Origin of the sequence: Rhizobium sp. Leaf453, from assembly GCF_001425605.1 — a bacterium.
Classification (GTDB): domain Bacteria; phylum Pseudomonadota; class Alphaproteobacteria; order Rhizobiales; family Rhizobiaceae; genus Pararhizobium.
This window is the reverse complement of sequence record NZ_LMRG01000012.1, coordinates 451,859-465,836: the sequence shown is the minus strand read 5'-3', so window position 1 is coordinate 465,836 and position 13,978 is coordinate 451,859. Positions and strand designations below refer to the sequence as shown.

Below are 13,978 nucleotides of genomic sequence, written 5' to 3'. Positions count from 1 at the left end.
CCGGAGCCAATGCATGACCGATCGCACCTTTCCCGTTTTCGACCTCGGTGCCTTCGAGAAAGCTGACGGGGCCACGAAACGGGCACTCGGCGACCGGGTCGATGCGATCTGCCGCGAGACGGGATTTCTTGCCATCTCCAATCACGGCGTGCCGCAGGCGGTGATCGATGCCGTCTGGGAAAAGGCACACGCGTTCTTCGATCTGTCCCCGCAGGACAAGCAAAAGGCCCGCGCGCCCTACAAGGGTTATCCCTACGGCTATCTCGGCCCGGAACTGGAGGCGCTGGCAAAATCGCGCGATGTCGATAGCCCACCCGATCTCAAGGAAAGCTTCAACGGCGGTCCGCTCCGCCAGCCCGCCTCGATCACCGATCCGGAGGCCTTGGCCTTCTGCTATGCGCCGACGATCTGGCCGAATGAGCCCGATGGGTTCGTCGAGGCATGGAAGACCTATTACGCCGCGCTGGAAGATCTCGCCGCCCGCGTGATGCGGCTCTTTGCCGTAGCGCTGCGCTTGCCGGAAGACTATTTCGAAGGTTTCATCGACGCGCCGATCAGCGCCCTGCGTGCACTCAATTATCCGGAACAGCATGTGCCGCCGAAGCCCGGCCAACTGCGCGCCGGTGCCCACACAGACTATGGCAGCCTGACGATCCTTCTGCCGCAGGAAGGTTCCAAAGGGCTGGAGATCATCACGCCGGATGGGCAATGGACACCGGTCCCGCCGGTTCCCGGCGCCTTCGTCATCAATATCGGCGACCTGATGGCGCGCTGGACCAATGACCGCTGGGTCTCCACCCTCCACCGTGTCGTCAATCCGTCACCCGAAGACGGTGGCATGGCGCGCCGGCAGTCGCTGGCCTTCTTCCACCAGCCGAACTGGGATGCCGAGATCACCGTGCTCGATGCCTGCCTTACCGATGGGGAAACGCCGAAATACGGTCCGGCCCTGTCCGGCCCCTACCTGATGAGCAAGTTCAAGGCAACCTCGGCCTGATTCAAAGACCTCTGCAATATTCCGTCATGGCACCGCCATGCAAAGCGGCGATTCTTGCATTTGCCATGCCGTTTTCCCCTCCTGACGGATTCAGTCCGTCAGGATGATAGAAAGGGATGCGCGCTCCGGGCAAACCCCTTGCCGCCGTGGTGTCCCGTCGATACCGGGCATGCGTCGGCCAGATGGAATCGTGATCCTCCGGCCACACATCTTCTGGGAGGACATCATGGCATTGCAGACTTTCATCCTCGTCCTGTCCTGCGACGACAAGCCCGGCATCGTCGCAGCGGTCACGACGGAACTCGCCGCAGCCGGCGCCAACATCGCCGAAAGCAACCAGTATCGCGACATGCAGTCGAACCAGTTCTTCATGCGCATCGCCTTCCAGGTTCCCCCGGGGACGTCACGCGACGATCTGGAGCGGGCGCTGAAAGCCCCGGTCGATCGTTTTGGCATGAAGATCAGCATCACCGATGGCGGCCGCAAGCCGCGCATCCTCATCCTCGTCTCGAAATTCGACCATGCCCTGCTGCATCTGATCTACCAGACCCGTGTCGGCTGGCTGAATGCCGAGGTCGTGGCAATCGTCTCCAACCACAATGACAGCCAGCGCACCGCGGAACTGGAGGGCATCCCTTATTACTGTTGGCCGGTGAACAAGGAGAACAAGGCGGAGAAGGAAGAAAAGCTGTTACAGCTTGTCCAGGAAACCGGCGCCGACCTGGTGATCCTTGCCCGCTACATGCAGGTTCTTTCCGACAATCTGTCGAAGCGGCTGTACGGCAAGGCGATCAACATCCACCATTCCTTCCTGCCGAGCTTCAAGGGCGCCAAGCCCTATCACCAAGCCTATGAACGCGGCGTCAAGCTGATCGGCGCGACCGCCCATTATGTCACGCCGGATCTGGATGAAGGCCCGATCATCGAGCAGGAAACCGAGCGCGTGACCCATGCGATGACGGCCGAGGATTTTGTCGCCACAGGGCGCGACATCGAAAGCCGGGTGCTTGCCCGCGCCGTCAAGCTGCATCTGGAAAACCGCGTCATGATGAACGGCCATAAGACCATCGTCTTCCAGTAGGCTCAAGCCGAAGCGATGGCGACTGGAGCCGGGCGGAAACTGTCGAACAGCCGCTTCAGTCCTTCCTTGCCCTCGGCCGCCAGATCGAAGCGGCGGCCGAACAGCAGCCATTCGCTGCACAGCCCTTCCATCATCCAGCGTAACGCCTTTGTCGCCGATTGCGGCGTCCAGTTGCCGCTGAGGAAGCCTTCGTTTCTCGCCCGGTCAAAGGCATTGTCGAGCATGACCGTGTGACGGTCATCGACCTCCCGCTGCTTGTCCAGCACCGGCATGAGATCCTCGTCATAGGGGCAACGCAGGAGAATGGTGAAGATGCGCTGCCGGTGCTCGTCCGCTGCAAGATCGTCCAGCCAGTTGCCGGCAGATGCCTCGATGACCCCGAGCACTTCGGAGGCCGGTTGCTCGGTATCACGAACGACCATGTCCTCCAGCGGCAGCGAGACGGTGTTGTAGAGTTCGAGGAAGAGATCGGTCTTGTTAGAGAAATGCCAGTAGATGGCACCACGCGTGACGCCGGCTGCCTTGGCGACATCGTCGAGCGACGCATTGGAAACGCCCTTTTCGAAGAATACCCGCTCGGCAGCATGGAGGATGCTGCTGCGTGTCTCTTCCGCCTCGGCCTTTGTCCTGCGCATGGCGCTCTCCCCTTTTGAAAAAGGCCCGCCTTTCGGCGGGCCGCTTTCCTTATTCAGCCGGTGTCGGCGCGGCTTCCTCTGCCCCGATCGGCTTCAGCGTCGTCCGGCGGAAAAGCTTCATGATGAAGACGAAGAACACCGGAACGAAGAAGATCGCGAGGATCGTCGCCGAAATCATGCCGCCCATGACGCCGGTACCGATGGCGCGCTGGCTGCCCGAGCTTGCGCCGGTGGCGATCGCCAACGGCAGCACGCCCAGGGTAAAGGCGAGCGAGGTCATCAGGATCGGCCGGAAGCGCAGATGCGCCGCTTCGATGGTCGCGTCCAGAAGCGGCTTTCCGGCCTCCATCTGCTCCTTGGCGAACTCGATGATCAGGATGGCGTTCTTGGCCGACAGGCCGATAATCGCGATCAGGCCGACCTTGAAGTACACGTCGTTCGGCATGTCTCGCAACGTGACGGCGAGAACCGCACCGATGACGCCGAGCGGCACCACCATCATCACTGCAACCGGAATGCTCCAGCTTTCGTAGAGGGCGGCAAGGCACAGGAAGATCAATAGGCAGGAGAGCGCCACCAGCAGCGGTGCCTGGGTGCCCGAAGCGATTTCCTCGCGTGACTGGCCCGTCCATTCATAGCCGAAGCCGGGGGGCAGTTGCGAGAAGAGACGCTCCATTTCCGTGATCGCTTCACCGGAAGAATAGCCCGCATTGGCCTGGCCGCTGATCGGCACGGACGGGTAACCGTTATAGCCAACCGTCTGGGTCGGGCCACTTGTCCATTCGACGCTGGCGAAAGCCGACAACGGAACCATGCCGCCATTCGAGTTGCGCACGTTCAGCTTCAAGAGATCGGCTGTCTGCATGCGCCGGTTCTCGTCGGCCTGAACCGTCACGCGCTGCAGGCGTCCGGCATTCGGGAAGTCGTTGACATAGGACGAGCCGAGATTGGTCGAGATCGTCGAGTTGATATCCGCGAAGGCAACGCCGAATGTGTTGGCCTTTTCACGATCGATGATCAGGTTGACCTGCGCCGCATCCGGCAGGCCGTCGACGCGAACACCCGAAATGACCTGGCTCTGCGCCGCAAGGCCCAGAAGCTGATCACGCGCCGCCGCAAGGGCTGCAGACCCCTGGCCGCCGCGATCCTGCAGGCGGAATTCGAACCCGTTCGAGGTGCCAAGACCCTGGATCGGCGGCGGCGACAGCGCAAAGCTGATCGCATCCTTGATCTGGGACATGGCGCCCGATGCCCGGCCGGCGATAACAGAGGCAACATCACTCGGTCCGCGCTCGGCCCAGTCCTTCAACGTCACGAAGGCGAGGCCGGCATTCTGGCCGGTACCGGAGAACGAGAAACCGCTGATGGCGATGATGCGTTCGACGGCCGGTTCCTTGCTGAAGATGGCTTCCGTCTGCTCGATGACCTCGGTGGTACGGTTGCCGGTCGCTTCCGACGGCAGCTGCATCGAGACGATGACGAAACCCTGGTCTTCGTCAGGCAAGAAGGACGACGGCAGCTGCAGGAACAGGTAGCCAAGGCCGCCGAGCAGCACGACATAGATCAGCATGAAGCGCCAGGTGCGCGTCACCATGCCGGAGACCCAGCCGCTATATCCATGCGACGCCTTGTCGAAGCCGCGGTTGAACAGGCCGAAGAAGCCGCGCTTGGCGTGGTGATGGCCCTTCGGAACCTGCTTCAGGAAGCTGGCGCACAGCGCCGGGGTCAACGTCAGAGCCAAAAGCGCCGAGAACAGGATCGACACGACCATGGTCAGCGAAAACTGCTGGTAGATGACGCCGACCGCACCTGGGAAGAAGGCCATTGGGATGAACACCGCCGACAGAACCAGCGTGATGCCGATGACAGCACCGGTGATCTGCTTCATAGCCTTCTTGGTGGCAGCCTTCGGCGTGATGCCTTCCTCGGACATGATGCGCTCGACGTTTTCGACGACGATGATCGCATCGTCGACGAGAATGCCGATGGCCAGAACCATGCCGAACATGGTCAGAACGTTGATGGAGAAGCCCATGGCGAGCATGGCCGCGCAGGTGCCGAGCAGCGCCACCGGCACGACCAGCGTGGGAATGATCGTATAGCGGATGTTCTGTAGGAACAGGAACATCACCAGGAACACCAGCGCCACGGCTTCGAGCAGGGTATGGAGAACCTTCTCGATCGAGATCGCCACGAAGGGCGACGTATCGTAGGGAACCGAATATTCGACGCCTGCCGGGAAGAAGGCGGCCAGTTCGTCCATGCGCGCCTTGATGGCCGTGGACGTGGCCAGCGCGTTGCCGGTCGGTGTCAGCTGCACACCGATAGCGGCGGATGGCTTGCCGTTCAGTCGGGTGGAGAAGCTGTAATCCTGGCCACCGATCTCGATGCGCGCGACGTCGCGCAGGCGCACCGTCGATCCGTCGAGATTGGCACGCAGGATGATCGCCCCAAACTCTTCGGCCGAGGTCAGCTGTCCCTTGATCAGCACGGGCGCGCTGATCTGCTGCGTGATCGGGTTCGGCTGGGCGCCGATGCTGCCGGATGCAACCTGGGCATTCTGCGCGGTGATCGCCGAATTGATGTCGCCGGCCGTCAGGTTGAGACCACGCATCTTGTCCGGATCGAGCCAGATGCGCATGGCGCGCTCTGTCGCGAACATCTGCGCCCGGCCGACGCCTTCGACACGCTGGATCTCGTTGAGCACGTTGCGGCTGAGATAATCTCCCAGCGAAACCGCGTCCATGGAACCGTCCGTAGACGTCAACGCGACGATCATCAGGAAGCCGGAACCGGCCTCCTCGACCTCGATGCCCTGCTGGCGCACGGCATCGGGAAGGCGCGCCTCGACGCGGCGAACGCGGTTCTGGACGTCGATCGACGCATCGCCGGAATCCGTGCCGGGAGAGAAAGTCACGTTGATCGAGACACTTCCCGCCGCACTCGACGTGGAAGAGAAATACTGCATGCCTTCGATGCCGTTCAGCTCATTTTCGATGAGCCGCGTGACGCTCTGATAGGTCTCTTCCGATGAGGCGCCGGGATAGCTGGTGTTGATCGAGATCTGCGGCGGCGCGACGTTCGGATATTGCGAAATCGGCAGCAATGGCAGTGCGATGATGCCGGCGATCATGATGAAAAGCGCGACGACCCACGCAAAGATCGGCCGGTCGATAAAGAAACTGGGCATCGATCAGGTCCTCACTTCGCCTGTTCGGCGGGCTTGGCGTCAGCAGGCTTTGCTTCCTCGGCCGGCTTGGCGGCGCCATCCGCGGGCTTGTCTGCGCCGGTTGCCTCAGCCGCCGGCTTCGCACCGCCTTCCTTGGCTTCCGCCGGCTTTCCGTCAGCCGGCTGCGCTGCCCCGGCCTTCCAGTCCGTCGGCTCGACAGGCGCGCCGGGCCGTACCTTCTGGAACCCTTCGACTATGACCTTCTCGCCAGCCTTCAGGCCGTCGCGAATCACCCACTGATCGCCGAGCACCTGGCCGGCCGAGACCGTGCGCAATTCGGCCGTCTTGTCGTCCTTGACGACGTAGACCTGCGCAACACCCGACGTGTCGCGCTGGACGGCCTGCGTCGGCACGGCAATGGCGTTCTTTTCGATACCCTGCTCGATCAGCACGCGCACATACATGCCCGGCAGAAGATCGCCGTCCGGATTGGGGAATTCGCCGCGCAGGGTCACCTGACCGGTGGTTTCATCAACGGCCGCTTCCGAAAACAGCAGTTTTCCGGCATGCGCATAGGCACTGCCGTCGTCCATGATCAGGTTGACCTTGGCTTCCTTCTTGCCATCCGCCAAAGCGCTGGCCTGCAGCGACTTGCGCAGACGGATGAGATCCGTCGCAGACTGGGTGAAGTCGGCGTAGACGGGATCGAGCTGCTGGATCGTCGCGAGGTTTTCCGAGCCGTTGGCGCTGACAAGCGCACCTTCGGTGATCAGAGCACGACCGATGCGGCCGTTAATCGGCGCGGTTACGTTGGTGTATTGCAGATTGAGCTTGGCCGTTGCGAGACCAGCCTCTGCGATCGCGACATCCGCATCCGCCTGCGCCAGCTGGGCCACGGCATCATCGAAATTCTGGCCCGTGGCCACGCCGGACTTGCGCAGCTGTTCCTGGCGCTCAGCCGCCTGACGCGCCTGTAGCTGGACGGCCTGCGCGCGACGCAGCGTGCCTTCGGCACTCTCGACCTGAACCTGGAAGGAGGCTGGATCGATGCGGTAGAGCACGTCGCCCTCCTTGACGATCGAGCCCTGCTCGAACACACGCTCGATGACGATGCCGGTCGCACGCGGGCGGACCTCGGAGATCCGCGTCGGGGCGATACGGCCCGGCAGGTCGTTGGTGATCGGGATATCTTCGGTCTTGGTGGTAATCACTGAGACCTGCGGCGGCGGATAGGACGGCGCGGCCTGCTTTTCGCCCTCGCCTTCCTGGCAGCCGGAGAGAACAAGCAGGGCAGCCACGGTTGCAGCCAGTATCGGTCGGTTCATCCGCATTTTCGGTTCCACGCGCAAAGGCCAGCCTCAAGGCGATCGTCCTGGGAAGAGACGTCAGCCACGGCTGGAAATTCGGAAAAATCAATATGATGCGACAGGTCGTTGTTGCCATCCGGCTTGCCGCATCAATTATACAAACACAGTCGTATGTTAATTTTTCCGGGCGTGCAAGTCGATGATGCGCTGCACAATAAAACGTTACCAAACGACAACGAGCATCAACGTTCGGTTATAAATCAGGTCCCAAACCTATCGCAGAACCCGATCGTCGGCACCGAAACGGTGCATCGCCGCCTTGTTGGGCGTTGAATAAACGACATCGTCGACTTCGTATTTGTGCTCGCCGAACAGACGCACCGTCAGGAGCCCGGTTACTTCGGTTTCGAGGTAGAGGATCGTATCGGCACCCAGATGCTCGACATGGATGACCTTGCCCTTCCAGTCGCCGCTTTCGCGCGACAGGGTAATGTGCTCCGGGCGGATACCGATTGTCTTGGCTTCCGTGTCGCCCAGCTTGCCTGCCTCGATGAAGTTCATCTGCGGCGAACCGATGAAACCGGCGACGAAGGTGTTGGCCGGCTTGTTGTAAAGTTCCATCGGCGAACCGACCTGCTCGATCTGACCGGCATTGAGCACGACGATTTTGTCGGCGAGCGTCATCGCCTCGACCTGGTCATGGGTAACATAGATCATCGTTGCCTTGAGACTGCGGTGCAGCCGGGCGATTTCCAGGCGGGTGTTGACGCGCAGTGCCGCATCGAGGTTGGACAGCGGCTCATCGAACAGGAACAGTTTCGGTTCACGCACGATGGCGCGGCCGATGGCAACGCGCTGACGCTGGCCGCCGGACAGTTCGGCCGGCCGCCGGGCGAGATAGGGTTCCAGCGACAGCATGTTCGATGCCTTGGCGACCTTGGCATCGACCTCGGCCTTGGGCGCGCCCATCTGCTTGAGACCCAGACCCATATTGTCCTTCACTGTCAGGTGCGGATAGAGCGCATAGGACTGGAAGACCATGGCGATACCGCGCTTGGCGGGCGGCGTGGTGATGACTTCCTGCCCGTCGATCTGGACGCTGCCGGAGGTCGCATCCTCAAGGCCGGCGATGACGCGCAGCAGTGTCGACTTGCCGCAACCGGACGGCCCGACGAAGATGACGAACTCGCCGTCCTTCACCTCGAGATCGATGCCCTTCAGGACTTCGTGATTGCCAAAGGCCTTGCGAATGGATTTCAGATTCAGTGATCCCACGAGAGGCCCCTTACTGTCGTTGTCGTTCGTGCCCCACCCTGTTTCGGGAGGGCAGTCATCGGATTAAAACTTGACCGGCTGGCCCGTCCGCACGCTCTCATCGGCCGCAAGGCAGATGCGCAGCGACTGGACGGCGTCGTTCATATGCCGTTCGAGGTCGAGATTTTCGGTGATGGCCTTCAGCACATAGGCCTGTTCCCGGTCGCAGAGTTCTTGGTGGCCCGGCTCTCCGTCCATCTTCAGGTCTTCGTCCTTGTGCACGAACTTGCCGTCCGCGCCGGTTTCGGCCCTGTGCACGCGGATGACGGCCGTCTTCGTATGGGTGTCGATATCGTCAGATTTCGCGTTTGGATCCATGACGATCGAGACCGCGCCGTTCGGCGACATCACGTCCTTCACGAAGAAGGCGGTTTCCGAAATCATCGGTCCCCAGCCTGCCTCATACCAGCCGACCGAGCCGTCCTCGTAGATCACCTGCAGGTGACCGTAATTGTACATGTCCGCAGCGATTTCATTCGACAGGCGCAGGCCCATGCCGCGCACCTCGACGGCCTTCGCATCGGTGATCTGGCACATGACGTCGACATAATGAACACCGCAATCGACGATCGGCGGCGTGGTTTCCATCAGCGACTTGTGCGTCATCCAGGTTGGACCGGAGGACTGCTGATTGAGGTTCATGCGGAAAACATAGGGACCGCCGAGCTTGCGCGCTTCGGCGATCAGGCGCACCCAGGATGGATGATGGCGCAGGATATAGCCGACGACGAGCTTTTTGTCCGCTTTCTTCGCTGCGGCCACGACACGCTCGGCATCGGCAACCGTTGTCGCCAACGGCTTTTCGATGAACACGTCACAGCCGGCCTCGAACGCCATGACGGCATAATCGGCATGGCTGTCGGAATAGGTGCAGATCGAGCAGAGATCCGGCTTCAGCGCCTTCAGCGCCGCCTCGAAATCCGGATGGATTTCGTAGCCGCCGAGTTCCGGCGCCAGTGTCGGCTTGGAGCGATTGACGAGGCCGACGATCTCGAAACCGGGATTGTTGTGATAGGCGAGCGCATGGCTGCGACCCATGTTTCCGAGGCCGGCGACGAGGACACGAACGGGCTTTTCCATTACTTGACGGCTCCTGCGGTGATGCCGCGGATCAATTGCCGCGAGAAGATGACGTAGAGGATGAGAACCGGGAAGATTGCCAGCGACAGGGCGGCAAGCACCGCGTTCCAGTTGGTGACGAACTGGCCGATGAACACCTGGCTGCCGAGCGTGACCGTCTTGGTGGCTTCGCCGGGCGCCAGGATCAGCGGAAACCAGAGGTCGTTCCAGATCGGGATCATGGTGAAGACGGCGACCGTCGCCATGGCCGGGCGGACCAGCGGCAGCACGAGGCGGAAGAAGATGGCATATTCCGACAGGCCATCGATGCGCCCGGCATTCTTCAGATCGTCGGATACCGTTCGCATGAACTCCGACAGGATGAAGATCGCCAGCGGCAGGCCTTGCGCGGTATACACGAGGATCAGCGCCGTCAGCGTATTGACGAGACCGGTCGCAACCATGCCCTGCAGGATGGCGACCGTGCCGAGCCGGATCGGGATCATGATGCCGATCGCCAGATACAGTCCCATCAGCGTATTGCCACGGAAACGATATTCCGAAAGCGCGAAGGCGGCCATGGCGCCGAACAGCAGCGCGAAGAAGATCGAGATGACGGTGACAATCAGGCTGTTCTGGAAATAGCCGATGAAATCACCCTGCTTCAGCACGGTCGTGTAACCGATCAGGCTGAAGGTCTCGGCCGTCGGCGGCTGCAGCGGCGTGCGGAAGATCGCGTTCTTGTCCTTCAGCGAATTGAGGATGGTCAGGACGACCGGGAACAGTGCCACCACAGTATAGCCGGCAAGGGCCAGGTGGACGAAGCTGGAGCGCAGCGGCGAAATACGTGCCTTTGACATGGTGCGTCCTCCGTTAGAACTGGTAGCGGCGGACGCGCCGCTGGATGCCGAAAAGATAAAGCGAGACGCCGGCGAGGATGATCAGGAACATCACGGTGGCGATGGTCGCGCCCATGGAGCGGTCACCCAGCTGCAATTGGAAGCCGAAGAAGGTGCGGTAAAGCAGCGTGCCGAGGATATCAGTCGATCCGTCCGGCCCCGCCAGGGCGCCCTGCACCGTGTAGATCAGGTCGAAGGCATTGAAATTTCCGACGAAGGTGAGGATCGAGACCATGCCGATGGCCGGCAGCACCAGCGGCAGCTTGATCTTCCAGAACTGGCTCCAGCCGGTGATCCCGTCGCATTCGGCCGCCTCGATGACCTCATCGGGGATGTTGAGAAGGGCTGCATAGATCAGCATCATGGGAATGCCGACATTCTGCCAGACGGAGATCAGCGACACCGCGATCAGCGCCGAGCCGGGTTTTCCAAGCCATGGGCCGAAGAAGGCTTTCAGGCCAACGAGATCCATGAAGAACGGCGTGATGCCCCAGATCGGCGACAGGATCAGCTTCCAGATGAAGCCGACAATGACGAAGGACAGGATCGTCGGCATGAAGATCGCCGTGCGGTAGAAGGCCGCGAGCCTGAGTTTCGGGATCGACAACATGGCGGCAAGCGCGATGCCGAGCGGATTCTGAACCAGCATGTGAATGGCAAAGAAGATGAAGTTGTTCTTCAGCGCCCGCCAGAAGTCGGCGGCCCAGCGCTCGTCCCCGAACAGGACCTGGAAATTGTGAAGACCGACAAAGGTCGATTGTCCGTCCACCGTGTTGAACAGCGACAAGCGCAGCGTTTCGATCAGCGGCAGGATCATCACGGCCGAATAGACGATGAAGGCCGGCAACAGGAAGACAAGGATATGCCAGCGTTTCGGCCGCGCCGGAATTCCGATTGTGTCCTCAGACGATATGGCGCTGCTCATGGCTTCTGCCGCTCCGACCCGTTCTTCGTCGATTGCCGCCTATGCGGCAAGGCTCTGCGCCGCCGGTCCCCGCCGCGCATGCCATTGCCAGCAGGCCCAGAGGCGCTGGCAGGATGTGATTTCAGATTACATGTTTTCGGCTGGATGCCCTGCTTTTTCGCATTGGAACATCCTGCGCCGAGTGCCGCCCCTCATCCGACCCTCCCTCACTATCAAGGGGCGGGCACCTTCTCCCCGTCGGAACGGGCAGAAGGGAGGAGCCACAAACTCTGTTAGTCCCCTCTCCCCGCAAGCGGGGAGAGGGCTAGGGTGAGGGGCAAACCCCAACCTGTTAGCAGACCAAACTTACTTCGCCGGCTTGTACCAGCTGTCGAGGCCCTTCTGCAGCTTCTCGCCAGCAACTTCCGGCGTATCGGTGCCGTTGATCACGTTGGCCGATTCAACCCAGGTCTCGTTTTCGAGGTTCGGGGTGCCGCGCGACAGGATCTGGTAGGTCGAGCGGATCGTCGGCTTGCACTTTTCGCGCCAGGAAACGAATTCCTGGGCGAGCGGGTCCTTCATCGCGACCGGCGTCGAGTTCAGGCTGAAGAAGCCCGGCAGCGAGTTGGCATAGATGTCGGCGAATTCGGGCGAAGCGATCCAGGAGAGAAGCTTCTTGGCTTCTTCCGGATGCGCGCTCTTGGCATTCAGGCCGACGCCGATGTCGTTGTGGTCCGAGATGTAGCAAGCGTCGCCAGCAGCTTTGACCGGCGGCGGGAAGGCGCCCATCTTGAACTGGGCCTGCGTATTGAACAGGCCGATTTCCCACGAGCCGGCCGGATAGATGGCGGCGCGGCCGAGCGTGAAGAGGTTCTGGCTGTCCGGATAGGTCTGGGCTTCGAAACCGTCGCCGAGATAGTCCTTCCACTTGGCGAGAACCTTGTAGGGCTCGACCCAATCGGCATCGGTCAGCTTCTGCTCGCCCTTGATCAGGGCTGCGCGGCCTTCTTCACCCTTCCAGTAGGTCGGGCCGATGTTCTGGTAGCCCATGGTGGCGGCTTCCCAGAGATCCTTCGTGCCCATGGCGAGCGGGATATAGGTGCCGTCAGCCTTGATCTTGTCGAGGGCCGCAAAGAAGTCGGCTTCGGTTGCCGGGATCGCGATGCCGAGCTTGTCGAAGGCATCCTTGTTGTAGATGAAACCGTGGATAACCGACGCCATCGGAACGCAGAACGTGGCTGCGCCATCGTCCGTCGTCCAGGCGGCCTTGGCCACCGGCGAGAAGTTTTCCATACCGGCAAGACCGGTCAGGTCGGCCAGATGCTTCTTGTTGTAGAGTTCGAGCGAAGCGTCGAACGGACGGCAGGTAACGAGATCGCCTGCAGAGCCGGCATCAAGCTTGGCATTGAGCGCTGCGTTGTACTCGGTCGGCGCGGTCGGGGCGAAGACGACCTTGATACCCGGGTTCTTCGCTTCGAAGGCCGGGATCAGTTTTTCCTGCCAGATGGTCAAGTCGTCGTTGCGCCAGCTTTCGATCGTCAGCGTGACGTCCTCCGCATGCGCCAGCCCGGCGGAGCCGAGGATGCTGGATGCAAGCAGCAAGCCTTTCAAGGTAGTGCGGGTCATTACGTTCTCCCTTTTATATGCGCCGGTCTGGCGCGGTTTTGGAACCCTTGGACATCAATGCGGCGCGACCAGAGACAGGGCGCGACGCAAGTTTTGACCGGCTTCGGTGAGCGCGGCTTCCGCCGCGGCCACATCTTTTGCCCCAGCAGCAAGAAGAATGGCGATCTTGACCGAACCCGATGACGTGTTGAGATAACGACCAGCCTCGGCGGCACCGATCCCGGCAATATCCGAGACGATGCGGACGGCGCGGCCGCGCAGTTTCGCATTGTCGGCCTTCAGGTTGACCATATGCCCGTCATGGACATGGCCCAAATGAATGCCGACCAGCGTCGAAAACATGTTGAAGGCGATCTTCTGGGCGGTCGCGGCGCCCATGCGGGTCGATCCGGAGATGACCTCGGGCGGCGTCTGCAAGAGGATCGAGACTTCGGCATTCTGGAAAAGGACCGCGCCGGGATTGTTGGCCATCGCGATGACCCTTGCACCGCGCTCACGCGCCTCGTCGGCGGCCGCAAGCGCATAGGGCGTCGAACCGCTGGCGGAGACCGCGATCAGACAATCACCCTTGCCGATACCGGCGTCGCGCACATCCTTGCGCGCCAGTTCCATATCGTCCTCATAGCCGCCCGCGAGATCGGTCAGGCTTGCGGCACCACCGGCCAGCAGAACCACGACCTTGTCGAGCGCGATACCATAGGTGCCCGGCAATTCCAGAGCGTCTGCCATGGCCATCAGGCCGGAGCTACCGGCTCCGGCATAGGCCAGGCGCCCTCCGCCGGCGAGTGCATCGGCGGCGATTGCGGCAGCAGCGGACAGGGGTTCGATTGCCGCATCCACCGCCTTCGAGGCGGCCTGCTGACCCGATGCGAGCAGACGAAGCGCGAGCGCTGGATGCATCACATCCAGTCCCATTGCCTTGTCGTGGCGCTCTTCGGTCTTCGCTGACGGCATTCGCTCAATCTCCCTCGCCGCAAATTAATGCCA

11 protein-coding genes are annotated in these 13,978 nt (G+C 61.5%); 2 read left to right on the top strand and 9 right to left on the bottom strand.

Annotated elements, in window-relative coordinates:
- Window positions 1-13 precede the first annotated feature (13 nt).
- Entirely contained in the window at window positions 14-997 is a 984-nt protein-coding gene (locus tag ASG68_RS15690) for an isopenicillin N synthase family dioxygenase (protein WP_062581945.1), read from the top strand.
- Window positions 998-1,223: 226 nt separating this feature from the next.
- Window positions 1,224-2,078, top strand: a complete 855-nt coding sequence (gene purU, locus ASG68_RS15685) for a formyltetrahydrofolate deformylase (RefSeq protein ID WP_062582405.1) — start codon at window positions 1,224-1,226, stop codon at window positions 2,076-2,078.
- Window positions 2,079-2,080: 2 nt separating this feature from the next.
- On the opposite strand, the gene ASG68_RS15680 is transcribed toward purU, so the two are convergent.
- The 9 genes from ASG68_RS15680 to ASG68_RS15640 form a co-directional block, all read right to left on the bottom strand.
- On the bottom strand, window positions 2,081-2,713 hold the full coding sequence (locus ASG68_RS15680; RefSeq protein ID WP_062581943.1) for a TetR family transcriptional regulator: 633 nt from the start codon (window positions 2,711-2,713) through the stop codon (window positions 2,081-2,083).
- 49 nt (window positions 2,714-2,762) lie between these two features.
- Window positions 2,763-5,903 (bottom strand): efflux RND transporter permease subunit, encoded by a 3,141-nt coding sequence (locus tag ASG68_RS15675; protein ID WP_062581942.1) that lies wholly within the window; start codon window positions 5,901-5,903, stop codon window positions 2,763-2,765.
- An 11-nt stretch (window positions 5,904-5,914) separates the two neighbouring features.
- Entirely contained in the window at window positions 5,915-7,213 is a 1,299-nt protein-coding gene (locus ASG68_RS15670) for an efflux RND transporter periplasmic adaptor subunit (RefSeq protein ID WP_082554021.1), read from the bottom strand.
- A 249-nt stretch (window positions 7,214-7,462) separates the two neighbouring features.
- Window positions 7,463-8,464: an ABC transporter ATP-binding protein gene (locus ASG68_RS15665; protein WP_062581940.1), complete on the bottom strand. Its 1,002-nt coding sequence runs from the start codon at window positions 8,462-8,464 to the stop codon at window positions 7,463-7,465.
- A 63-nt stretch (window positions 8,465-8,527) separates the two neighbouring features.
- Window positions 8,528-9,583, bottom strand: a complete 1,056-nt coding sequence (locus ASG68_RS15660; RefSeq protein ID WP_062581939.1) for a Gfo/Idh/MocA family oxidoreductase — start codon at window positions 9,581-9,583, stop codon at window positions 8,528-8,530.
- Window positions 9,583-10,422 carry a carbohydrate ABC transporter permease gene (locus ASG68_RS15655; protein ID WP_062581937.1) on the bottom strand — a complete coding sequence of 280 codons (840 nt, stop codon included), beginning with the start codon at window positions 10,420-10,422 and terminating at the stop codon, window positions 9,583-9,585. The genes ASG68_RS15660 and ASG68_RS15655 overlap by 1 nt, the downstream gene beginning before the upstream one ends.
- Before the next feature lie 13 nt (window positions 10,423-10,435).
- A complete protein-coding gene (locus tag ASG68_RS15650; protein WP_062581935.1) occupies window positions 10,436-11,386 on the bottom strand; it encodes a carbohydrate ABC transporter permease in 951 nt (316 codons plus the stop codon).
- Between the two features lie 345 nt (window positions 11,387-11,731).
- A complete protein-coding gene (locus ASG68_RS15645; protein WP_062581933.1) occupies window positions 11,732-12,991 on the bottom strand; it encodes an ABC transporter substrate-binding protein in 1,260 nt (419 codons plus the stop codon).
- A 54-nt stretch (window positions 12,992-13,045) separates the two neighbouring features.
- A complete protein-coding gene (locus ASG68_RS15640) occupies window positions 13,046-13,945 on the bottom strand; it encodes an N-acetylmuramic acid 6-phosphate etherase (protein WP_062581931.1) in 900 nt (299 codons plus the stop codon).
- Window positions 13,946-13,978: the final 33 nt, after the last annotated feature.

Excerpts from the sequence above, each read along its gene's own strand:
- ASG68_RS15690 (WP_062581945.1), top strand. The coding sequence starts at position 14 with ATGACCGATCGCACCTTTCCCGTTTTCGACCTCGGTGCCTTCGAGAAA.
- purU (WP_062582405.1), top strand. The coding sequence starts at position 1,224 with ATGGCATTGCAGACTTTCATCCTCGTCCTGTCCTGCGACGACAAGCCC.
- ASG68_RS15680 (WP_062581943.1), bottom strand. The coding sequence starts at position 2,713 with ATGCGCAGGACAAAGGCCGAGGCGGAAGAGACACGCAGCAGCATCCTC.
- ASG68_RS15675 (WP_062581942.1), bottom strand. The coding sequence starts at position 5,903 with ATGCCCAGTTTCTTTATCGACCGGCCGATCTTTGCGTGGGTCGTCGCG.
- ASG68_RS15670 (WP_082554021.1), bottom strand. The coding sequence starts at position 7,213 with ATGCGGATGAACCGACCGATACTGGCTGCAACCGTGGCTGCCCTGCTT.
- ASG68_RS15660 (WP_062581939.1), bottom strand. The coding sequence starts at position 9,583 with ATGGAAAAGCCCGTTCGTGTCCTCGTCGCCGGCCTCGGAAACATGGGT.
- ASG68_RS15655 (WP_062581937.1), bottom strand. The coding sequence starts at position 10,422 with ATGTCAAAGGCACGTATTTCGCCGCTGCGCTCCAGCTTCGTCCACCTG.
- ASG68_RS15650 (WP_062581935.1), bottom strand. The coding sequence starts at position 11,386 with ATGAGCAGCGCCATATCGTCTGAGGACACAATCGGAATTCCGGCGCGG.
- ASG68_RS15645 (WP_062581933.1), bottom strand. The coding sequence starts at position 12,991 with ATGACCCGCACTACCTTGAAAGGCTTGCTGCTTGCATCCAGCATCCTC.
- ASG68_RS15640 (WP_062581931.1), bottom strand. The coding sequence starts at position 13,945 with ATGCCGTCAGCGAAGACCGAAGAGCGCCACGACAAGGCAATGGGACTG.